The organism is Streptomyces sp. NPDC052773, assembly GCF_044547145.1.
Lineage (GTDB): Bacteria > Actinomycetota > Actinomycetes > Streptomycetales > Streptomycetaceae > Streptomyces.
The window spans coordinates 110,753-132,121 of sequence record NZ_JBITZX010000009.1; the positions used below are offsets into that span (position 1 = coordinate 110,753).

The 21,369-nt window shown below is 71.4% G+C and carries 18 protein-coding genes, 1 pseudogene and 1 riboswitch; of the genes and pseudogenes, 8 read left to right on the plus strand and 11 right to left on the minus strand.

The features are described 5' to 3' along the window. Nucleotides 1–31 precede the first annotated feature (31 nt). Nucleotides 32–988: a hypothetical protein gene (locus ACIG0D_RS21080; RefSeq protein ID WP_399802943.1), complete on the plus strand. Its 957-nt coding sequence runs from the start codon at nucleotides 32–34 to the stop codon at nucleotides 986–988. Nucleotides 989–1,094: 106 nt separating this feature from the next. Here the strand turns inward: ACIG0D_RS21080 and ACIG0D_RS21085 are convergent, their stop codons facing one another. Further along, a complete protein-coding gene (locus ACIG0D_RS21085; protein ID WP_399802945.1) occupies nucleotides 1,095–2,534 on the minus strand; it encodes a gamma-aminobutyraldehyde dehydrogenase in 1,440 nt (479 codons plus the stop codon). 162 nt (nucleotides 2,535–2,696) lie between these two features. Between ACIG0D_RS21085 and ACIG0D_RS21090 the strand changes: the two genes are divergently transcribed. From ACIG0D_RS21090 to ACIG0D_RS21120, 7 genes and pseudogenes are all read left to right on the plus strand, one after another. Beyond that, nucleotides 2,697–3,215, plus strand: coding sequence for an Lrp/AsnC family transcriptional regulator (locus tag ACIG0D_RS21090; protein ID WP_365758507.1), 519 nt, complete (start codon nucleotides 2,697–2,699; stop codon nucleotides 3,213–3,215). Nucleotides 3,216–3,235: 20 nt separating this feature from the next. After that, entirely contained in the window at nucleotides 3,236–4,600 is a 1,365-nt protein-coding gene (locus ACIG0D_RS21095; protein WP_399802947.1) for an aspartate aminotransferase family protein, read from the plus strand. A gap of 190 nt (nucleotides 4,601–4,790) precedes the next feature. Continuing rightward, the gene (locus ACIG0D_RS21100; RefSeq protein ID WP_365758503.1) at nucleotides 4,791–5,531 is read left to right on the plus strand and encodes an ATP-binding cassette domain-containing protein; all 741 of its coding nucleotides are present in this window, start codon (nucleotides 4,791–4,793) and stop codon (nucleotides 5,529–5,531) included. Further along, entirely contained in the window at nucleotides 5,513–6,985 is a 1,473-nt protein-coding gene (locus ACIG0D_RS21105; RefSeq protein ID WP_399802950.1) for a hypothetical protein, read from the plus strand. The genes ACIG0D_RS21100 and ACIG0D_RS21105 overlap by 19 nt, the downstream gene beginning before the upstream one ends. Nucleotides 6,986–7,102: 117 nt before the next feature. Further along, the gene (locus ACIG0D_RS21110; RefSeq protein ID WP_399802952.1) at nucleotides 7,103–7,510 is read left to right on the plus strand and encodes a VOC family protein; all 408 of its coding nucleotides are present in this window, start codon (nucleotides 7,103–7,105) and stop codon (nucleotides 7,508–7,510) included. A 35-nt stretch (nucleotides 7,511–7,545) separates the two neighbouring features. Then, nucleotides 7,546–8,711: pseudogene (locus ACIG0D_RS21115) on the plus strand (LOG family protein). Nucleotides 8,712–8,917: 206 nt separating this feature from the next. Beyond that, nucleotides 8,918–9,613 (plus strand): LAETG motif-containing sortase-dependent surface protein, encoded by a 696-nt coding sequence (locus ACIG0D_RS21120; protein WP_399803353.1) that lies wholly within the window; start codon nucleotides 8,918–8,920, stop codon nucleotides 9,611–9,613. Nucleotides 9,614–9,718: 105 nt separating this feature from the next. On the opposite strand, the gene ACIG0D_RS21125 is transcribed toward ACIG0D_RS21120, so the two are convergent. From ACIG0D_RS21125 to rpsB, 10 genes are all read right to left on the minus strand, one after another. After that, the gene (locus ACIG0D_RS21125; RefSeq protein WP_399802954.1) at nucleotides 9,719–10,516 is read right to left on the minus strand and encodes a maleylpyruvate isomerase family mycothiol-dependent enzyme; all 798 of its coding nucleotides are present in this window, start codon (nucleotides 10,514–10,516) and stop codon (nucleotides 9,719–9,721) included. Nucleotides 10,517–10,541: 25 nt separating this feature from the next. Beyond that, complete coding sequence (locus tag ACIG0D_RS21130; RefSeq protein ID WP_399802956.1) at nucleotides 10,542–11,561, minus strand: ABC transporter ATP-binding protein; 1,020 nt, start codon at nucleotides 11,559–11,561, stop codon at nucleotides 10,542–10,544. 34 nt (nucleotides 11,562–11,595) lie between these two features. Continuing rightward, nucleotides 11,596–13,197, minus strand: coding sequence for an ABC transporter permease (locus ACIG0D_RS21135; RefSeq protein WP_399803356.1), 1,602 nt, complete (start codon nucleotides 13,195–13,197; stop codon nucleotides 11,596–11,598). Between the two features lie 47 nt (nucleotides 13,198–13,244). Continuing rightward, entirely contained in the window at nucleotides 13,245–14,369 is a 1,125-nt protein-coding gene (locus tag ACIG0D_RS21140; RefSeq protein ID WP_399802958.1) for a thiamine ABC transporter substrate binding subunit, read from the minus strand. 89 nt (nucleotides 14,370–14,458) lie between these two features. Beyond that, nucleotides 14,459–14,565: riboswitch (TPP riboswitch) on the minus strand. Between the two features lie 24 nt (nucleotides 14,566–14,589). Continuing rightward, nucleotides 14,590–15,696 carry a 23S rRNA (adenine(2503)-C(2))-methyltransferase RlmN gene (gene rlmN, locus ACIG0D_RS21145; RefSeq protein WP_399802961.1) on the minus strand — a complete coding sequence of 369 codons (1,107 nt, stop codon included), beginning with the start codon at nucleotides 15,694–15,696 and terminating at the stop codon, nucleotides 14,590–14,592. 137 nt (nucleotides 15,697–15,833) lie between these two features. Continuing rightward, nucleotides 15,834–16,976 carry a phosphatidate cytidylyltransferase gene (locus tag ACIG0D_RS21150; RefSeq protein ID WP_399802964.1) on the minus strand — a complete coding sequence of 381 codons (1,143 nt, stop codon included), beginning with the start codon at nucleotides 16,974–16,976 and terminating at the stop codon, nucleotides 15,834–15,836. Then, nucleotides 16,976–17,533 carry a ribosome recycling factor gene (gene frr / locus ACIG0D_RS21155; RefSeq protein ID WP_043506945.1) on the minus strand — a complete coding sequence of 186 codons (558 nt, stop codon included), beginning with the start codon at nucleotides 17,531–17,533 and terminating at the stop codon, nucleotides 16,976–16,978. Before frr ends, ACIG0D_RS21150 begins: the two co-directional genes overlap by 1 nt. Before the next feature lie 144 nt (nucleotides 17,534–17,677). Beyond that, nucleotides 17,678–18,436, minus strand: coding sequence for a UMP kinase (pyrH, locus tag ACIG0D_RS21160; protein WP_166002526.1), 759 nt, complete (start codon nucleotides 18,434–18,436; stop codon nucleotides 17,678–17,680). A gap of 192 nt (nucleotides 18,437–18,628) precedes the next feature. Further along, on the minus strand, nucleotides 18,629–19,465 hold the full coding sequence (gene tsf / locus ACIG0D_RS21165; RefSeq protein WP_399802967.1) for a translation elongation factor Ts: 837 nt from the start codon (nucleotides 19,463–19,465) through the stop codon (nucleotides 18,629–18,631). Nucleotides 19,466–19,618: 153 nt separating this feature from the next. Beyond that, the gene (gene rpsB / locus ACIG0D_RS21170; protein ID WP_399802972.1) at nucleotides 19,619–20,506 is read right to left on the minus strand and encodes a 30S ribosomal protein S2; all 888 of its coding nucleotides are present in this window, start codon (nucleotides 20,504–20,506) and stop codon (nucleotides 19,619–19,621) included. Nucleotides 20,507–21,369: the final 863 nt, after the last annotated feature.

Genomic DNA, 21,369 nt, shown 5'->3' on the forward strand with positions numbered 1-21,369 from the left:
TACCCAGATCAAGAGCAGTCAGGAGTCAGAGATGCGCCCCCTGTACAAGATCGGTGCCTTCGGCGCCGCGCTGGCCGCGTCCTTCGCCGCCGCGTACGGCATCGGTGACGCCGTCTCCCCGATCTCCACGGACACCGACGGGGGCGGCGGTCACGAGTCGGCCGCCCACTCCTCCCCCGTACCCGGGGACACCGCACCCGGGGACACCACACCCGGCGGCCTCCAGATCTCCCAGGACGGCTACACCCTGGACCTGAAGACCCCGCGCGTGACGGCGGACGAACCGGCCACCCTGCGTTTCGTCATCCGCGACGCGGACGGCCGCCCGGTGACCGACTACCGGCGCGAGCACGAGAAGGACCTGCACCTGATCCTCGCCTCACGCGACCTCACCACCTACCGCCACCTGCACCCCACCCGCGCCGCCGACGGCACCTGGACGGCCAGGACCACTCTTCCCGACCCCGGCGGCTACCGCGTCCTCGCCGACTTCACGCCCGCCGCCGAACGCGAGGGTCTGACGCTGGGCGCGGACCTGGCGGTCTCCGGCGCCTACACCCCGGACGCCCTGCCCGCCCCCGCGGCCACGGCCACCGTGGACGGCTACGAGGTCACCCTCGACGGCACCCTGAAGGCCGGCGGCGCGAGCGACCTCACCTTCACCGTCCGCCGCGACGGCAAGCCGGTCACCGACCTCCAGCCGTACCTCGGCGCCTACGGCCACCTGGTCGCCCTGCGCTCCGGCGACCTCGCCTACCTGCACGTCCACCCGCACGAGGAGGCCCACGGCACCGCCGCCTCCGGCCCGGAGGTCGCCTTCTCCGCGACCGCCCCCAGCCAGGGCACCTACCGCCTCTTCCTCGACTTCAAGACCGGCGGCGAGGTCCACACGGCGGCCTTCACGGTCCGGGCGGACGAGCAGGCCACGCCCACGGCCGAAGAGCAGCCGGACAAGTCCCACGACGAGCAGGCCCCGCACGGCCACTGAGGCCCGGCAGGGCCGGACGAAACCCGGAGACAACAAAAAACGCGGCCCCGGACGGTCCGTCCTCCGTCCGGGGCCGCGGGCTCAACCGCGCCCGTTCAGCGGCGTGTCACGCGTCCAGCGACGTCATGACGTGCTTGATGCGGGTGTAGTCCTCGAAGCCGTAGCCCGACAGGTCCTTGCCGTAGCCGGACTTCTTGAAGCCGCCGTGCGGCATCTCGGCGACCAGCGGGATGTGGGTGTTGATCCACACGCAGCCGAAGTCGAGCTTCTTGGACATCCGCATGGCGCGGCCGTGGTCCTTCGTCCACACCGAGGAGGCGAGGGCGTACTCGACGCCGTTGGCGTACTGGACCGCCTGGTCCTCGTCGGTGAAGGACTGCACGGTGATGACCGGGCCGAAGACCTCGTTCTGGATGATCTCGTCGTCCTGCTTCAGGCCGGAGACGACGGTCGGGGCGTAGAAGTAGCCCCGCTCGCCGACCTGGTGGCCACCGGCCTCGACCTTGGCGTGGGCGGGCAGCCGCTCGATGAAGCCGGCGACCTGCTTGAGCTGGTTCGGGTTGTTCAGCGGGCCGAAGAGCACGTCCTCGTCGTCCGGCTGACCGGTCTTGGTCTCGGCGGCGGCCTTGGCGAGCGCGGCGACGAACTCGTCGTGGATGGCCTCCTGGACGAGGACGCGGGTGGCGGCCGTACAGTCCTGGCCGGCGTTGAAGAAGCCGGCGACGGAGATGTCCTCGACGGCCTTGGCGATGTCGGTGTCCTCGAAGACGACGACCGGCGCCTTGCCGCCCAGCTCCAGGTGGACCCGCTTGAGGTCCTTGGAGGCGGACTCGGCGACGGACATGCCGGCGCGCACCGAGCCGGTGATGGAGGCCATCGCCGGGACCGGGTGCTCGACCATCATGCGGCCCGTCTCGCGGTCGCCGCAGATGACGTTGAAGACGCCCTTGGGCAGGATCGAGCCGACGATCTCGGCGATCAGCACGGTGGACGCGGGGGTGGTGTCCGACGGCTTCAGGACGACCGTGTTGCCCGCGGCGATGGCCGGGGCGAACTTCCATACGGCCATCATCATCGGGTAGTTCCACGGAGCGACCTGGGCACAGACGCCGACCGGCTCGCGGCGGATGATCGAGGTCATCCCGTCCATGTACTCACCGGCGGAGCGGCCCTCCAGCATCCGCGCGGCGCCCGCGAAGAAGCGGATCTGGTCCACCATCGGCGGGATCTCCTCGGTGCGGGTCAGCCCGATGGGCTTGCCCGTGTTCTCCACCTCGGCCGCGATGAGTTCCTCGGCGCGCTCCTCGAACGCGTCAGCGATCTTCAGGAGGGCCTTCTGCCGCTCGGCGGGCGTGGTGTCGCGCCAGGCCGGGAACGCGGCCTCGGCGGCCGCCATGGCGGCGTCGACGTCGGCCTGCCCGGACAGCGGTGCGGTGGCGTACGCCTCGCCGGTGGCGGGGTTCACCACGTCCGTGGTCCGTCCGTCGGCGGCGTCCCGGAACTCTCCGTCGATGTAGTTGCGCAGGCGACGCAGTTCGGTGGTCACTGCCGGCCCTCCTGTCGATGTCCATTCCTTGAGATGCCCACCCTAGTCGGTCGACCCACCGTTTCAACACCCCCCAAGGGGCGGAATCTGCGAAATCCGCAAGCTTGGATCACGCAAACAACGGATTTCATCGATTCGGCCTTGCAAAACTGTCGAGTCCTCGTGCACAGTGAGGTCGTGGCCAGTCGAAGCGCAGACCAGAAGGACTCCCGCGAGTCCAGGAACGGCGGCAATCCCCAGCTGGATGCCGTCTCCCTCGCCATCATCGAGCAGCTCCAGGAGGACGGCCGCCGGCCGTACGCGGCCATCGGCAAGGCCGTCGGCCTCTCCGAGGCCGCCGTGCGCCAGCGCGTCCAGAAGCTGCTCGACCAGGGCGTGATGCAGATCGTCGCCGTCACGGACCCGCTCACCGTGGGCTTCCGCCGGCAGGCGATGGTCGGGATCAACGTCGAGGGCGACGTGGAGTCCGTCGCCGACGCGCTGACTGACATGTCGGAAGTGGAGTACGTGGTGATGACCGCGGGCTCGTTCGACATCCTCGCGGAGATCGTCTGCGAGGACGATGACCACCTGCTGGACGTCATCAACAAGCGCATCCGGGCCCTGCCCGGCGTGCGCTCCACCGAGAGCTTCGTCTACCTGAAGCTCAAGAAGCAGACCTACATGTGGGGAACCCGATAACCCGTGAGGACCCGATAACCGTGAGCACCAAGGACCTCAGCCGAACCGCGTACGACCACCTGTGGATGCACTTCACCCGCATGTCGTCGTACGAGAACTCCCCCGTCCCGACCATCGTCCGCGGTGAGGGCACCTACATCTACGACGACAAGGGCAAGCGGTACCTCGACGGTCTCGCGGGTCTCTTCGTGGTCCAGGCCGGCCACGGCCGCACCGAACTCGCCGAGACCGCCGCCAAGCAGGCCCAGGAACTGGCGTTCTTCCCCGTCTGGTCCTACGCGCACCCGAAGGCCGTCGAGCTCGCGGAGCGCCTGGCCGACCACGCGCCGGGCGACCTCAACAAGGTCTTCTTCACCACCGGCGGCGGCGAGGCGGTCGAGACCGCCTGGAAGCTCGCCAAGCAGTACTTCAAGCTCAAGGGCAAGCCGACCAAGTACAAGGTCATCTCCCGCGCGGTCGCCTACCACGGCACCCCGCAGGGCGCCCTGTCCATCACCGGCCTGCCGGCCCTCAAGGCCCCCTTCGAGCCGCTCGTCCCGGGCGCGCACAAGGTGCCGAACACCAACATCTACCGCGCCCCGATCCACGGCGACGACCCCGAGGCCTTCGGCCGCTGGGCCGCCGACCAGATCGAGCAGCAGATCCTCTTCGAGGGCCCGGAGACCGTCGCCGCGGTCTTCCTGGAGCCGGTGCAGAACGCCGGTGGCTGCTTCCCGCCGCCGCCCGGGTACTTCCAGCGGGTCCGCGAGATCTGCGACCAGTACGACGTGCTGCTGGTGTCGGACGAGGTCATCTGCGCCTTCGGCCGCCTCGGCACGATCTTCGCCTGCGACAAGTTCGGCTACGTCCCGGACATGATCACCTGCGCCAAGGGCATGACCTCGGGCTACTCCCCGATCGGCGCGTGCATCGTCTCCGACCGCGTCGCCGAGCCGTTCTACAAGGGCGACAACACCTTCCTGCACGGCTACACCTTCGGCGGCCACCCCGTGTCGGCCGCGGTGGGCCTCGCCAACCTCGACCTGTTCGAGCGCGAGAACCTGACCCAGCACGTGCTGGACAACGAGGGCGCGTTCCTGTCCACGCTCCAGAAACTGCACGACCTGCCGATCGTCGGCGACGTCCGCGGCAACGGCTACTTCTACGGCATCGAGCTGGTGAAGGACAAGAACACCAAGGAGTCCTTCAACGAGGAGGAGACCGAGCGCGTCCTGTACGGCTTCCTCTCGAAGGCCCTGTTCGACAACGGCCTGTACTGCCGTGCCGACGACCGCGGTGACCCGGTCGTCCAGCTCGCCCCGCCGCTGATCTCCACCCAGGAGACCTTCGACGAGATCGAGCAGATCCTGCGCGCCACCCTCACGGAGGCGTGGACGAAGCTCTGATCTTCCGCACGGATGATCAACCGGCCCCGGTGCCGCCCGTTCGAGTGAGAAACGGGCGCCCGGGGCCGCGTGCTGTCCGGCCTCCCGCGGCGAGCTGCCTAGCGTGCCAGTGACCGATCGGCCCCGCCTTCGTTCACCCGCACGGGGGAACAGGCACGGGAACCACAGATCTGAACCGAGGTGTACGCCCATGGAGGCCCCGCCGGACAACGACGTGCTCTGGGCACGGTCACTGCACTTCACGCACAAGGACGGCTCACCCGCGCTGAGCGGCGTCTCGCTCGGCGTGCGCGAGGGCGAGATCCTGGCCGTCACCGGCCCGCGCGGCAGCGGCAAGTCCACCCTGCTCGGTTGTCTGGCCGGCCTGGTGCCCGCCCAGCGCGGCGAGGTCTGGTTCAACAGCGTCCCCGTGCACACCATGGGCCCCATCGCCCGCGAACGGCTGCGCCGCGACCGGTTCGGCTGGATCGACCCGGCGCCCGCCCTCGTGCCGGAGCTGAACGTCTGGGAGAACGCCGCCCTGCCGCTGATGCTGCGCGGCACCACCCGGCGCCGCGCCAAGGTCGCCGCGCAGGAGTGGCTGGAACGCCTCGACGTCGGCGACAAGGCCCGCAAACGCCCCGCCGACCTCGTCCAGTCCGAGCGGCAGCGCGTCTGCATCGCCCGCGCGCTCGCCCCCGCCCCGACGGTCCTCTTCGCCGACGAGCCGACCGCGCCGCTGCACCGCGCGGACCGCGGCCACGTCCTGCGCACCCTGACCACGGCCGCCCGCTCGCACGGCATCACGGTGGTCCTCGCCACCCACGACCCGGACACCGCGGCCCTCGCGGACCGCACGGTCTCCCTCCTGGACGGACGCCGCGTGAACACCGTCCACCTCCCCCCGGCCCCCGAGACGGAAGGCCGGGCCGCGTGCTCGCTCTCCGCCTGACCCGCAGCGCCCATCCGGCCGTCCAGCTGCGCCGCCTGCTGGTCGCGGCGGCCTCGGCCGGAACGGGCTTCCTCCTGCTGTCCGCCCTCGGGTACGCGCTGGGCCACCCGGGCGACCCGGCCGGGTCCCTCCTGCTCCGCCTGGCCTGGTGCGCGGTGCCGCTGGCCACGACGGTCCAGCTCGCCGTCGCCGTCGCCCGCACCGACCCGGCCACCACCCCGCGCCCCGGCCTGTCCGCGGTCGGCCTGGGCCCGGCCCGCCTCATGGCCGTCTCGGCGACCACCACGGCGCTGGCCACCACCCTGGGCTCCCTCCTCGCCCTGTTCTTCTTCCTCCACCTGCGCGGTGACCTGACCGGCATGCCCTTCGACGGCGCCGCCGCGGACTTCCTCGCCGCCGGCCGGCCCCTCCCGCTGCCGGGGGCCCTGACCCTGCTGGCCTCGGTCCCGGCCATCGCGTCCCTCTGCGTGGCCCTGGTCCTGCGCCCCCGCGACCCCGCGCCCGCTCAACAGGGCCGCCGCCGCTTCGGCCGCTTCGGGGCCTTCGGGGAAGGGCCCAAGGAGCGGGACACCTTCGGGGCGTACGGCCGCTTCGGCGCGCAACGCCGACGGGGCACCGGCCGCGCCCCGGGCGCCGCCCAGGCCCGCCCCGCGGACAGCCGCCCCCGCCCCACCGCCACGGCACCCGTCGCCCAGTGGGACGGCACCGCGCGAACGCCGGAAGGGGCCGTGCGAACGCCGGACAGCTCCGCTCGAACGCCCGACGGTGCCGTGCGGACACCGGCCGGCACCACTACGGCCGACCCGCGAAGCCCCGCGCCCCACACACCGGTCGCCTCCGCCGACCTCCACACCGCCGCCCCGGCGACCCTCCCATGGGGTGTCGCCATCCTCGCCGCGGGCCTCGCCGTCGAGGCCTACGCCGCCGGAGCCACCACCGCCGCCGACCTCGCCGTGCCCAGCGGCCTCACCATCGGCCCCCTGGGCGTCCTCGCGGGCTGGGCCCTGACCGCCGTGGGTCTCGCGTTGGCCGGGCCGGGCCTCACCCACCTGTGCGGCCGTCTCCTCCAGTGCGCCCGGCCCGGCGCCCTGCGCCTCCTCGCGGGCCGCGCCCTGATGGCGGAGGCCGCGCGCATCGGACGCCCGCTCGGTGTCGTCTGCGCGGTCGTCTCCGCGGCGTACGCCCTGGCCACCCTCGGGGACCCGGTGACCCTCGGCCCCCTCACCACCCTCGGCGCGCTCCTGGTGGCGGGCTGCACCACGGCGACGCTCCTCATGGCGGCCGTCGAGGCGCGGCAGTCCCGCGCCGACACCACCGCCGCGCTCGTCAGGCTCGGCGCGCCCAGTACGGTCCTGCGCGGCGCCGCGGCCCTGCGCGCGGGCGCGCTGCTGGCGATGTTCGGGCCGCTGACCCTGATCGTCGCGGCGCTGGCGGCCCAGCCGCTGGCGGGCTGAGGGCCGTACGAAAGGCCGTACAAAAAACTGTGCGAAAAAATCTCCGGGCACCGATGAGTTCGCGGCGGCGCCCCGGTCTATCCCACCGAGAACGACGAAAACCGAGGGAGAGACCCGATGTACCAGCAGATGATTTTCGTGAACCTGCCCGTCGCCGACCTGGACGCCTCGAAGAAGTTCTTCACCGAGCTGGGCTACTCGATCAACCCCCAGTTCAGCGACGAGACCGCGGCCAGCGTCGTCATCAGCGACACGATCGTCACCATGCTGCTCACCAAGGAGAAGTACGCCCAGTTCACCAAGAAGGAGATCGCCGACGCCACCCGCACCAGCGAGGTGCTGATCGCGCTGAGCGCGGAGAGCCGGGAGAAGGTCGACGAGCTGGTGGACAAGGCGATCGCGGTGGGCGGCACGGCCTCCGGCGAGACGCAGGACCTCGGCTTCATGTACGGCCGCTCCTTCGACGACCTCGACGGCCACACCTGGGAGGTCGTCTGGATGGACCCGGCGGCCATCGAGGGCTGACCGTCCCGTACGACGAGGCTGCCTAGCATGGGCGGGTGCATCCGGCACCCGCCCAGCCAGAGAGCCACCACACCTCCCACGACCGGGAGATCGAGTCCCTCGCCGAGTTCGACGAGGTCGTCTCCCGGCAGCGCACGCTCGCTCACTTCCGCGTCCAGTCCGTCGATCTGACGGACCGTACGGACGCCCTCCTCGCCGCGGATGTCACCGGCGCCGTCTTCCTCGGCTGCCCCATGACCCGCGAGGCCGCCGCCCGCGTCGGCGCCGCCGGAGCCCTGGTCTTCCCGCCGATACCGGGCCTCCCCTTCGATCCGTACCGCGGATTCGTCTACACCCCCGACGAGTTGTTCGACGGACTCGACGAGGGGTACGAGGCCACCCCCGACGCCCGCTCCTACGCCTGGTTCCGACAGACCAGGTCCGACGGCGACGTCTTCGCCTCCATGCTGCGCGCGGTCCACGACGACTCGGTCTCCGACGCGCTCGACGAACTCCTCGTGGGCGCGCGGGTGGTGGGCGTCATGGGCGGACACGCGATGGCGCGCGGAACGGAGGCGTACGCCGGTGCCGCGCGTCTCGGTCGCGCGCTGGCGCGCGCGGGGTTCACCGTCGCGACCGGAGGCGGGCCCGGCGCAATGGAGGCCGCCAACCTGGGCGCGTACGCGGCACCGTTCGAGGACACCATGCTCACCGACGCCCTCCGCGTCCTCGCCAAGGTGCCGTCGTTCGTCCCGTCGGTCACCGAGTGGGCGCGGGCCGCCTTCGAGGTGCGCGGGCGGTGGCCCGGTGGCGGGCCCTCGGTCGCCGTGCCGACCTGGTTCTACGGCCACGAGCCGCCGAACGCCTTCGCCGCGCACATCGCCAAGTACTTCTCCAACGCCACCCTCCCCCACTCTCGGCTTCGCTCGAGCGGGGCACCCCCATGGCCGGCCTGCTGGCCCGCTGCACCGCCGGGGTGGTCTTCCTGCCGGGCGCCGCCGGCACCGTACAGGAGATCTTCGACAACGCGACGCCGAACTACTACGAGTCGCGCGGCGAGCCGACCCCGATGGTGCTGGTGGACCGGGCGCACTGGACGGAGCACCTGCCGGCCTGGCCGCTGCTGCGGGCGCTCGCGCGGGAGCGGCCGATGGCGGCGCGGGTGGCGCTGGTCGACCGGATCGAGGAGGCTCCGGTGGCGTTGAAACGTCTCGGCGGTTAATAAGCGGGCAAAGCCAACCCCCGTGGCGGGCATGTGCATTGACACTCCTTATGGAGCGCTTATAAACCTGTGAGCCTCCTGGGGGTTCCGGGACGGACGCCGTGAGCCGGTGTCACCCCGTCGCCCCTGTCAACCCCCCGCATGTGCGTATCCCGTAAAGGACAAACGTGTCCATAACTCGCCGTAACGTTGCACGTTCCGTGCGCATGATCGGTGTCGCCTCCGCTTCGGCCGCCCTGGCGCTCGGCGTCGCGGGCACCGCCCTCGCCTGTGACATCAGTGAGTTCTCCGCCGCCGCCGAGTGCGACGGCGCGAAGGGCGTCATCAGGGTCACCGACAAGGACCCCACGGGTGTCCCGGCGACCGTCTCGGTCTACCTGGAGAACAACGGCGCCGACGAGCGTCTGGTCGGCACCCAGGAGGTCCGGGGCTCCCACGAAGGCGTCACGATCACCTTCGAGGAGGACTGGAAGCCGAACGCCACGTACCGGATCCACGTCAAGGCCGGGAACCAGGTCGACGAGGACATCAAGCCGAACCTGACCACCCCGTCCACCCCGTGCAAGCCGGGCGACACCCCGACTCCCACCCCGACGCCGACCCCGACCCCGTCGGAGACCCCCTCCGACACCCCGTCGGACACCCCGTCGGCCTCCGAGACCCCGTCGGCCCCGGAGGACTCCGCCACGCCCACCCCGTCCGCCTCCGAGGGCGGCAGCAGCGCGCCCGCGGACACCGCGAGCAACGCCCCGTCCCCCGCGGCCGGTGAGTCCAACCTCGCCGAGACCGGCGCCAACTCGAACACCGGCCTGATCGTCGGCATCGCGGCCGCCCTGGTCGTCATCGGCGGCGGCGCGGTCTTCTTCGGCCTCCGCCGCCGCGGCGCGAACAGCAACGACTGACCCACCGCCCTACGATGGCCCGCCCCGGGAGGACTGACGGGGCGGGCCATCCGCGTATCCGGGCCGACCGAGCCGGGCCGGGCCGAGGGCGGGCCAGGATGACGGTCAGCCGAACGTCGCTCGTTCCAGCCAGAAGTCCAGCACCTCCCGCTCCCCCAGCACCTCCAGGCCGGGCGCGTCCAGGGGGAGGCGGCGGTAGAAGGCGAGCATCACCGAGGTGAGCGGGCCGCGCAGGGCGACGGTCGCCTTCTCGTGGCCGCGGTGCCAGGCGACCCCGTCCTCGGTCAGCTCGATCACCCACTCTGCGTTCAGCCCGGGCTCGGTGTCGGTGGCATGGAGGTGGAGGCTGCGGCCCGTGCCGCGCAGCTCGCTCGCCGGGCCGTCCGGCAGGGCCCGCTGCACGAACCGCACGATCTCCAGCCACTCGTCCACGGCGTCCGCCGCGACCTCGGGCGCCACCTCGTAGGGCAGCCCGGCGGCGAGCGTGGCGTCGGCGCGGTGCACGGTGACCTCGTGGGTCATCCGGCGCGCCCAGAACCCGGCGGTGTTGATCCCGGACCAGGCCCACACCGCGGCGTCCGGACCGGCCTCCCGCAGTGCCGCGACGACCGCCTCGGCGCCCTCCGCCAGCCAGGTGTCGAGCGCCGCCGCGTCCCCCGTCGCCTCGGGTCCGGCGCCGCCCGGCACCTCGCTCAGCGGGATCTCCTTCTCCGCCCTGGTGCGCACCAGCAGCTCCACCCAGCGCAGGGCCCCGCCGGTGTGCCGCACCAGCTCTTCCAGCGACCAGTCGGGGCAGGTCGGGACGGTCGCGGAGAGATCGGCGCCGGACGTCACCACCGCCCTCAACCGGTGTACCTGATCGGCTATTTCGTCGCAGTAGCGGTCATGTGCGAGTCGGCTCATGGCTCGCACCCTATGATCCGCTCGCTCAGTCGAGCACCACGATTTCGGCCGCGTCGAACTCCACGCCGACCACGTCCCCGACCTCCGGCGCGGAGCGCAGCGCGCACGCCGCCTCCAGACGCGGGGCGCCCTCCGGCTGGAGGTGCACGGCGACATGGGTGCCCTTGAAGGTGCGGGCGGCGACCGTGCAGCGCAGCCCGGCGTCGGGGGCGACCAGGCGCACCCCGGCGGGCCGTACCAGCAGGGTGCGCGCCCCCTGGGCGGCGCCCTCGGGGACCGGCAGCTTGCCCCAGGGCGTGGCGGCGGCCTGTCCGGTGACGGTGGCGTCGACCACGTTGTCGAAGCCGAGGAAGCGGGCCACGAACGCGTCCGCCGGCCGCTGCCACACCGCGAGCGGTGTCCCGGACTGGGCGATCCGCCCGTCCCGCATCACCACGACCCGGTCGGCGAGCGCGAACGCCTCCCCCTGGTCGTGGGTCACCGCGAGCACGGTGGTGCCCAACCGGCCGAACAGCTCCCGGAGTTCGACGACCAGCCGCTCCCGCAGCGACCGGTCGAGCTGGCCCAGCGGCTCGTCCAGCATCAGCAGCCGCGGCGAGGGCGCGAGCGCGCGGGCCAGCGCGACCCGCTGCTGCTCGCCGCCGGAGAGCGCGGCCACGGCCCGGCGGGCGGCCCCCGGCAGTCCGACCAGGTCCAGCAGCTCCCGTACCCGCTCGTCCTGCCGGCGCCGGGAGACGCCGTGCATGCGCAGTCCGAAGGCCACGTTGCCGCCCACGTCCCGCTGCGGGAACAGCTGGTGGTCCTGGAACATCAGTCCGAGTTCCCGCCGGTGCGCGGGCACCCCCGTCTGGTCGCGCCCGTCCAGCACGACCCGCCCCGCGTCGAGGCCCTGCAGCCCGGCCACCGCCCGCAGCAGCGTGGACTTGCCGCTGCCGCTGGGCCCGAGCACACACACCACCTCGTGCTCGGCGACGGCGAGATCGACCGCGTCGAGCACGGCCCGCCCGCCGAACCGCACCGTCGCGCCCTCGACCCGCAGCAGCATCACAACTCCCCCGTCCGGTCGGTCCGCAGCAGCATCAGAACTCCCCCGTCCGGTCGGTCCGCAGCCGCTCCAGCACCAGCAGCGCCACCGCGCACACCACCATCAGAATCGTCGACAGGGCCATCGCCTGCCCGTAGTTGAGGTCGCCGGGCCGCCCGAGCAGCCGGGCCACGGCGACCGGCAGGGTGGGGTTGTCGGGCCGCGCGATGAACACGGTCGCCCCGAACTCCCCGAGGGACACGGCGAACGCGAACCCGGCCGCGACCAGCAGCGCCCGCCGCACCATCGGCAGATCGACCTCCCGCCACACCCGCCACGGCGACGCCCCGAGCACCGCCGCCGCCTCCCGCAGCCGCACGTCCACGGCCCGCAGCACCGGCAGCATCGTCCGCACCACGAAGGGCACCCCGACCAGCGCCTGCGCGAGCGGCACCAGGATCCACGAGGCCCGCAGGTCCAGCGGCGGCTCGTCGAGCGCGATCAGGAAGCCGAAGCCGACGGTCACCGCGGACACGCCCAGCGGCAGCATCAGCAGCGCGTCGAATCCGCGCACGAACCGCCCGGCGTCCCGCCGGGTGAGCGCCGCCGCCGCGAGCCCGCCGATCACGACGGCGATGGCGGTCGCGGCGAGGGCGTACCGAAGGGAGTTGCCGATGGCCTCGATCGGCGGGACGAGGAAGGTGCCGCCGTCCGCCCGGGTCAGCGCCTCGTAGTACCGCAGCCCGGGCGCGTCGAGGGAGCGCTGCACCAGCACCGCCAGCGGCAGCACCAGCAGCAGGGCGATCGTGACGAGGACCCCGGCCACCAGCGCCCACTGCCCGGCCCCGCGCGGCCGGCGCGCGGTCACCGCCGCGTCGACCAGCCGCAGCGCGGTCTCCCGGCGCCGTACCGTCCAGGCGTGCACGGCGAGGATCGCGCCGACCGCCGCGAACTGGACGAGGGTGAGCACCGCGGCCGTGGACAGGTCGAAGATCTCGGACGTCTGCCGGTAGATCTCCACTTCGAGGGTGGAGAACTCGGGCCCGCCGAGGATCTGCACCACGCCGAAGGAGGTGAAGGTGAACAGGAACACCATCAGCGCGGCGGCGGCCACGGCGGGCGCGAGCGCCGGGAGCGTGACCGTCCGCCAGGCGGTGAACGGGGACGCGCCGAGCATCCGCGCGGCCTCCTCCTGCCGCGGGTCGAGCTGCGCCCACAGCCCGCCGACCGTGCGGACGACGACCGCGTAGTTGAAGAAGACGTGCGCGAGCAGGATCGCCCACACGGTGGTGTCCAGCCGTACGCCCCATAGCTCGTCCAGCAGTCCGCCGCGCCCGAGCAGCGCCAGGAACGCCGTACCGGCCACGACCGTGGGCAGCACGAACGGCACGGTCACCACCGCGCGCAGCAACTGCTTGCCGGGGAAGTCGAGGCGGGCGAAGACATACGCGGCGGGCAGCGCGAGCAGCAGGGTGAGCGCGGTGGAGGCGAGCGCCTGCCAGGTGGTGAACCACAGGACGTGCCGGACGGCGGGGTCGGCGGGCACCTCCGCGAGCCGCCCGAGCTGCCAGGACCCGTCGACGACGAGGCCGCGGGCGACGATCGCGGCGACGGGCCAGGCGAAGAATGCGGCGAAGAACGCGACGGGCAGGGCCATGAGCCCGAGCCGCGCCGCCGCGCTCTTCGCGCCGCCCTCGCGGGGGGTTACTTCAGTACGAGCGAGGTCCACGACTTGACCCAGTCGTCACGGTTGTCGGCGATCTTCGCCGGGTCCATGGTCTCGGGGTCCTCGGCCTGCGGGCCGTACTTCACGAACTCCTCGGGCACCTGGGCGCCCTCCCGCACCGGGTAGACGAACATGTTCAGCGGCATGTCGTCCTGGAACTCCTTGCCGATCAGGAAGTCCAGGAGCGCCTTGCCGCCCTCGGGGTTCCCGGCGTTGCTCAGCAGCCCCGCGTACTCGACCTGCCGGAAGCAGGTGCCCTCGGCGACCCCGGTCGGGGCGGTCTTCGGCTTCGGGTCGGCGTAGATGACCTCGGCGGGCGGCGAGGAGGCGTACGACACGACGAGCGGCCGGTCGGCCTTGGCCTTCTTCCCGCCGGCGGAGCCGGAGAACTCCTCGTTGTACGCCTGCTCCCAGCCGTCGACGACCTTCACGCCGTTGGCCTTCAGCTTCTTCCAGTAGTCCTGCCAGCCTCCCCCACTCTCGGCTTCGCTCGAGCGGGAGGTGCCCCCATCGCCGTACTTCGCGGCGGTGCCGAGCAGGAAGCCGAGGCCCGGCGAGGAGGTGGCGGGGTTCTCGGTGACCAGCAGGTTCTTGTACTGCGGCTTGACCAGGTCGTCGAAGGAGTCCGGCGGGGTCAGCTTCTTCTCGGCGAAGTACGCCTTGTCGTAGTTGACGCAGATGTCGCCGGTGTCGACGGGCGTGACCCGGTGCTTCGCCTCGTCGGCGCGGTACTCGGGCAGGATCCGGTCGGAGCCCTTCGGCTCGTACGGCTGGAAGAGGCCGTTGTCGAGGGCGCGGGAGAGCAGGGTGTTGTCGACGCCGAAGAAGACGTCGCCCTGCGGGTTGTCCTTGGTCAGGATCGCCTTGTTGACGGCCTGCCCGGCGTCGCCGTCCTCCAGCACCTTGACCTTGTAGCCGGACTTCTTCTCGAAGGCGGCGAGGACGTCCTTCGAGACGGCCCACGAGTTGTGGCTGACCAGCGTGACGGTCTTGGATCCGGAACCGCCGCCGGACGCCTGGTCGCCGTCGGACGACCCGCACGCGGACAGCGTGACCAGGCCGAGCCCGACGGCCATGATCGTGGCCTTCTTGGTGATGCTCACTGGATTCCTCCTGGAGTGACCAGGAAGAGACGCGGCCCTGCCCGGGACCTCCGGGGAAAATCCGGGGGCTCCCGGGCAGGGCGCAACAGCTCGAGTGATGACCGATCTCCCTACCCAGAATGACCTGGGCCAGGTTCGGAGGGTCTGCGGCCGGGTGCCGCACTCTCAGCGCTGTGGCGCTCCCCTGTCGGAATATGCAGATGTACTTACGCCCGTCAGACTACCGTTCGGTGGCGGCGAGCTGACCACACGCCCCGTCGATCTCCTGACCACGGGTGTCCCGGATCGTCACCGGCACACCATGCGCGGCGATGGCCTCCACGAACGCCTTCTCGTCCTCGGGCCGAGAGGCGGTCCACTTCGACCCGGGCGTCGGGTTCAGCGGGATGAGGTTGACGTGCACGGGCCTGCCCTTGAGCAGCCGGCCCAGCCGGTCGCCCCGCCAGGCCTGGTCGTTGATGTCCCGGATCAGCGCGTACTCGATGGACAGCCGGCGCCCCGACTTCTCCGCGTACTCGAACCCGGCGTCCAGCACCTCGCGCACCTTCCACCGGGTGTTCACCGGGACCAGGGTGTCGCGCAGCTCGTCGTCGGGCGCGTGCAGCGAGATCGCGAGGCGGCACTTGAAGCCCTCGTCGGCGAACCGGTGGATGGCGGGGACGAGGCCCACCGTCGACACGGTGATGCCGCGCTGCGACAGCCCCAGCCCGTCGGGGGCGGGGTCGGTGAGGGCGCGGATGGCGCCGACGACCCGCTTGTAGTTGGCGAGCGGCTCGCCCATCCCCATGAAGACGATGTTCGACAGCCGCGCGGGCCCGCCGGGCACCTCGCCGTCGCGCAGCGCGCGCATGCCGTCCACGATCTGGTGCACGATCTCGGCGGTCGACAGGTTCCGGTCGAGCCCCGCCTGCCCGGTGGCGCAGAAGGGGCAGTTCATCCCGCACCCGGCCTGCGAGCTGATGCACATGGTCACCCGGTCCGGGTAACGCATCAGCACCGACTCCACCAGCGTGCCGTCGAACAGCCGCCACAGTGTCTTGCGCGTCGCGCCCTCGTCCGTCGACAGATGCCGTACGACGGTCATCAGCTCCGGGAACAGCGACTCGCGCAGCTTCTCGCGCGAACCGGCCGGGATGTCGGTCCACTGCTCCGGGTCGTGCGCGTACCGCGCGAAGTAGTGCTGCGAGAGCTGCTTGGCACGGAACGGCTTCTCACCGATCTCCGCGACGGCGGCCTTGCGCTCCGCGGGCGAGAGATCGGCAAGATGCCGCGGCGGCGTCTTGGCTCCGCGCGGGGCGACGAAAGTGAGTTCTCCGGGCTTGGGCATGGTGGTACCAGTGTCGCAGATCCACATGGGTGACCCGGGCCGCCCGTCTCGGCCGCCACCTTTCACCGAGCGGACCCAGGGGTGTGGGAAAGCCCCCGCCCGAGGGCGGGGGCTTCGCGCTGCCGGAGGGTGGTCGGTCAGCCGCTGCCAACGAAGACCACGAGGAGCAGCCACACCACCGGGGCGGTGGGCAGCAGGGAGTCGAGGCGGTCCATGATGCCGCCGTGTCCGGGCAGCAGCGTGCCCATGTCCTTGATGCCCAGGTCCCGCTTGATCATGGACTCGCCGAGGTCGCCCAGGGTAGCGCTCGCCGCGACCGCGAGGCCGAGCAGCAGGCCCTGCCACCAACTGCCGCCGTCCACCAGGAACTGCATGCACAGCGCGCCCACGGCCATCGCGAACGTGACCGCGCCGAGCAGGCCCTCGCGGGTCTTGCCGGGGCTGATCCGCGGGGCCAGCTTGTGCTTGCCGAACCGCCAGCCGACGGCGTACGCCCCGGTGTCGCTGACCACGGTCAGCAGCAGGAACGTCAGCACCCGCCAGGGCCCGTCCTCGGCCGTGAGCATCATCGCGACGAACGTGGCCAGGAACGGGACGTAGAACGCGGCGAAGACGCCGGCCGTGACGTCCTTGAGGTAGCCCTCCGGTGGTTCCGTCATCCGCCAGACCAGCACCGCGAGCGCGGTGAGCGCCATCGCCACCCAGGCGCCCTCGGCGCCGCGGACGTATCCGGCGACGACCATGGCCGCGCCGCCGATGGCGAGCGGCACCAGCGGCACGCGGATGCCCTTGCGCTCGTCCAGCCGCTTGGTCAGCTCCCACAGCCCGACCACCACGGCGACCGCAATCACCCCGACGAACACGGCCTTGTAGACGAACAGCGACGCGACGATCACCGCGCCCAGTCCGACGCCGACCCCTATCGCGGCACCGAGGTCCCGGCCCGCGCTCTTCTTCTGCGGGGCGGGGGCCGGCTGCGGGGCGTCGTGCATGGGCTCCGGATTCCGCGGCGCTCCGGTGGAGGTCGCCGACGTGCTCTCGTCTCGGAACAGAGGGCCGCTCAGCCGAGCGGCCCTCCGGTCGTCATCCTGGTTTCCGCCGTGTGCGGATACGTCGGGCACGATGGGCATGGGCCGAGTCTGCTGCGCGTCACGCGCATCGTACGCGGGAGCTGCCGGGGCGGCTCCCTGGACGGGTCCCCGGACATGCCCCTGGGCAGGCCCTTGGTCGGGCGGGCCCCAGTACCCGGTCTGCGGCGCCCCCCAGGAAGAGTCGTTCATCAGACCTCGAGCAGTTCGGCTTCCTTGTGCTTCAGGAGCTCGTCCACCTGGGCGACGTACTTCGCGGTGGTGTCGTCGAGCTCCTTCTCCGCGCGGCGGCCCTCGTCCTCGCCGATCTCGCCGTCCTTGATCAGCTTGTCGATGGCGTCCTTGGCCTTGCGGCGCACGGAGCGGATCGAGATCTTCGCGTCCTCGCCCTTGCCCTTGGCGACCTTGATGTACTCGCGGCGGCGCTCCTCGGTCAGCTCCGGGAACACCACTCGGATGATGTTGCCGTCGTTGCTCGGGTTGACGCCCAGGTCGGAGTCGCGGATCGCCTGCTCGATGTTGCGCAGCGCGCTCTTGTCGAACGGGGTCACGACGGCCATGCGCGGCTCCGGAACGGAGAACGAGGCCAGCTGGTTGATCGGCGTCGGTGCGCCGTAGTAGTCGGCCACGATCTTGTTGAACATCGCCGGGTGCGCACGGCCGGTGCGGATCGCGGCGAAGTCCTCCTTGGCGACCACGACGGCCTTCTCCATCTTCTCCTCGGCCTCGAGGAGGGTCTCTTCGATCACCACTTGCTCCTGCGTGTCTTGAGTAGGCCCGGCTGCGATTGACGTGTTGTGGTCGGCGGCCGGCTGCGTCGCGTCTTCTTCCTGCACGGTTCCCGACCGGCAGGACATTGTCCATCCCCCGGCCGGGGTCCGTGGCTCAACCGGTCAGTTCCGGCTGCCCTGGTCACCCACCAGCGTGCCGATCTTCTCACCCTTGACGGCCCGGGCGATATTGCCCTCGGCCAGAAGCTCGAAGACGAGGATCGGCAGCTTGTTGTCACGGCACAGCGTGATGGCCGTGGCGTCGGCGACCTTCAGATCGCGCGTGATGACCTCGCCGTAGCCGAGCGCGTCGAACTTCACGGCGTCCGGGTTGGTCTTCGGGTCGGAGTCGTAGACCCCGTCGACTCCGTTCTTGCCCATGAGCAGCGCCTCGGCGTCGATCTCCAGGGCGCGCTGGGCGGCGGTGGTGTCGGTGGAGAAGTACGGCATGCCCATACCGGCGCCGAAGATGACCACGCGCCCCTTCTCCAGGTGGCGCACGGCGCGCAGCGGGATGTACGGCTCGGCGACCTGGCCCATGGTGATGGCGGTCTGGACCCGGCTGTCGATGCCCTCCTTCTCCAGGAAGTCCTGGAGGGCGAGGCAGTTCATCACGGTACCGAGCATGCCCATGTAGTCCGAGCGGGCGCGGTCCATGCCGCGCTGCTGGAGTTCGGCGCCGCGGAAGAAGTTGCCGCCGCCGATGACGACCGCGATCTGCGCGCCGTCGCGCACGACGGCCGCGATCTCGCGGGCGATCTTGTGCACCACGTCGGGGTCGACGCCCAGGCCCCCGCCACCGGAGAAGGCCTCTCCGGACAGCTTCAGCAGAAACCGGCCGCGTACTTTGCCGTCGTCGCTCTTCTGGGCCTTGGTGGTCATGGGGGATCCCGCCTCTTTCACGTGTTGCACATACGAAGAAGGCCACTGCCGGTGGGGTGTCATTCGCAACCCATGCGCGGCAATGGCCTCCTCGTCAGATCTGCTGTCGCCCGCCACGCGCGTGTGCGTGGCGGCGTACGCAAACGACCGCACCCGACCCTATCGGGACCGAGTACCCGTCGCGGTACGGACTCAGATGCCGACCTTGATGCGCGTGAAGCGCTTCAGGGTGACACCGGCCTCGTCCAGAACCTTCTGGACGGACTTCTTGTTGTCGAGCGCGTAGGGCTGGCCGAGCAGCGTGGCGTCCTTGAAGAAGCCGTTCAGACGACCCTCGACGATCTTGGCGATCGCGGCCTCGGGCTTGCCCTCGGCGCGGGTGGTCTCCTCGGCGATACGGCGCTCGGACTCGACGACCTCGGCCGGGATCTCGTCCTTGGAGAGGTACTTCGGCGCGAAGGCGGCGATGTGCTGGGCGACGCCCTTGGCGACCTCGGCGTTCGGCTTGTCGAGCTCGACGAGGACACCGATCTGCGGGGGCAGGTCGGGCATCGTGCGGTGCATGTAGGCGAGCACGAAGCCGTCGGAGTACTGCGCGAAGCGGTCCAGGACGATCTTCTCGCCCAGGTTGGCGTTGGCCTCGTCCACGAACGCCTGGACGGTCTTGCCGGGCTCGATCTCGGAGGCGAGCAGGGCGTCCAGGTCGGCCGGGGAGGTCGCGGCGACGTGCTCGGCGATCTTGTTGGCGACGGCCTGGAACTTCTCGCCCTTGGCGACGAAGTCCGTCTCGCACTTCAGCTCGACGAGGACGCCGGAGGAGTTGTCGTCGGCGATGATCGAGACCACGGCGCCGTTCTCGGCGGAGCGGCCCTCGCGCTTGGCGACGCCCTTCTGGCCCTTGATGCGCAGCGCCTCGACGGCCTTCTCGACGTTGCCCTCGGCCTCGTCCAGCGCCTTCTTGCAGTCCATCATGCCGGCGCCGGTGAGCTCACGGAGCTTCTTGACGTCGGCGGCGGTGTAGTTCGCCATGATTCTGTGAATCTCTCTCGAAGTCTGGAAGATCGGAGGTCTGCACGGTCCGCGACGCGGGGTGCGGATCGGGGACGCCGCGCTGACCTACGGGTGAACGGCGGGAGCGGTCTTGATGCCACCGCTCCCGCCGTCAACGGCTGACGCCGGCGGTCAGGCCTGCTCGCCCTCGGCGGCCGGAGCCTCGGTGGCCTCCGCGGCCGGAGCCTCGGCGGCCGGAGCCTCGGCGGCGGGCGCCTCGGCGGCGGCCGGGGCCTCCTCGGCCTTCTTCTCGCCCTCGAGCAGGTCGCGCTCCCACTCGGCCAGCGGCTCGCCGGCGGCCTTGTCGCCCTTGCCGGCCTCGGCCACGCCGGAGCGGGCCATCAGGCCCTCGGCGACGGCGTCGGCGATGACGCGGGTGAGCAGGGTGACGGAGCGGATCGCGTCGTCGTTGCCCGGGATCTTGTAGTCGACCTCGTCGGGGTCGCAGTTGGTGTCGAGGATCGCGACGACCGGAATGTTCAGCTTCCGGGCCTCACCAACGGCGATGTGCTCCTTCTTGGTGTCCACAATCCAGACGGCGCTCGGCACCTTCTGCATCTCGCGGATACCGCCGAGGGTCTTCTCCAGCTTGGCCTTCTCGCGGGAGAGGACCAGCAGCTCCTTCTTGGTCAGACCGGAGGACGCGACGTCCTCGAAGTCGATCTGCTCCAGCTCCTTCAGGCGCTGCAGACGCTTGTAGACGGTCGAGAAGTTGGTGAGCATGCCGCCCAGCCAGCGCTGGTTGACGTAGGGCATGCCGACGCGGGTGGCCTGCTCGGCGATGGCCTCCTGCGCCTGCTTCTTCGTGCCGACGAACATGACCGTGCCGCCGTGGGCGACGGTCTCCTTGACGAACTCGTAGGCGCGGTCGATGTACGACAGCGACTGGAGCAGGTCGATGATGTAGATGCCGTTGCGCTCCGTGAAGATGAAGCGCTTCATCTTCGGGTTCCAACGACGGGTCTGGTGACCGAAGTGGACGCCGCTCTCCAGCAGCTCCCGCATCGTGACGACGGCCATGGCCGTGTTCTCCTTGGTTCTCGGTTGTGCCGCGGATGCCGGACGGCTCCCGCGCCTGACGCCCGCAGCGCGCCGTTGCCGCAAGGACCGAGGGGCGCTGACTCCGAGATTCCGGACGGTGCCGGCTCCCGGTGTCGGGGCGTGCGAAGTCGACCCGGTGACCCGGATCGCCATCAGAAGTGTACGGGACCGGCGGAGCGCCGGGTGACGCCGCTGTCCACAACCGGGGAGTAGTCCACAGGCTCCGGCGGTGACCGGCGCGGTCGCGGCACGGTGAGGCCATGCGAGCGAAGCGATGCGTGTACGCGCTGCCGGTAGTGCTGCTGCTGTCCCTGCTGGGCCCGGCGGGCGGGGCCCCTGCGGGCGCCGGGCCACCGCCGACGGACACGGCCCCCGCGAAGACCGGGCCATCCCCGGCGGACGCGGCCCGCACGGAGGCCGGGGTCTCCCCGGCAGCCATGGCCCTGGCGAAGACCGGGCCATGGCTGCCGGACACGGCCCTCACGGAGGCCGAGCCACCGCCGGCGGAAACAGCCCCCACGAAGGCCGAGCCACCATCGGCGAACGCGGCACCCGCGAAGGGCGAGCCAGCCCCGGGCGACGCGGCCCCTTCGGAGGCCGAGCCTCTCCCGGAGGCCGAGCCACTCCCGGAGGCCGCGGCACCCCCGAACACCGAGCCAGCCCCGGGGGACGCGGCACCCGCGGAGGCCGGGCCTCCCCCAGCGGGCGCGGCACCCGCGAAGACCGAGGCACCCACAGCGGGTGCGGCACCCGCGAAGGCCGGGCCACCCCCGGCGGGCGCGGCACCCGCGGAGGCCGGGCCTCCCCCGGCAGACGCAGCTCCTGGGGAGGCCGGGCCACCC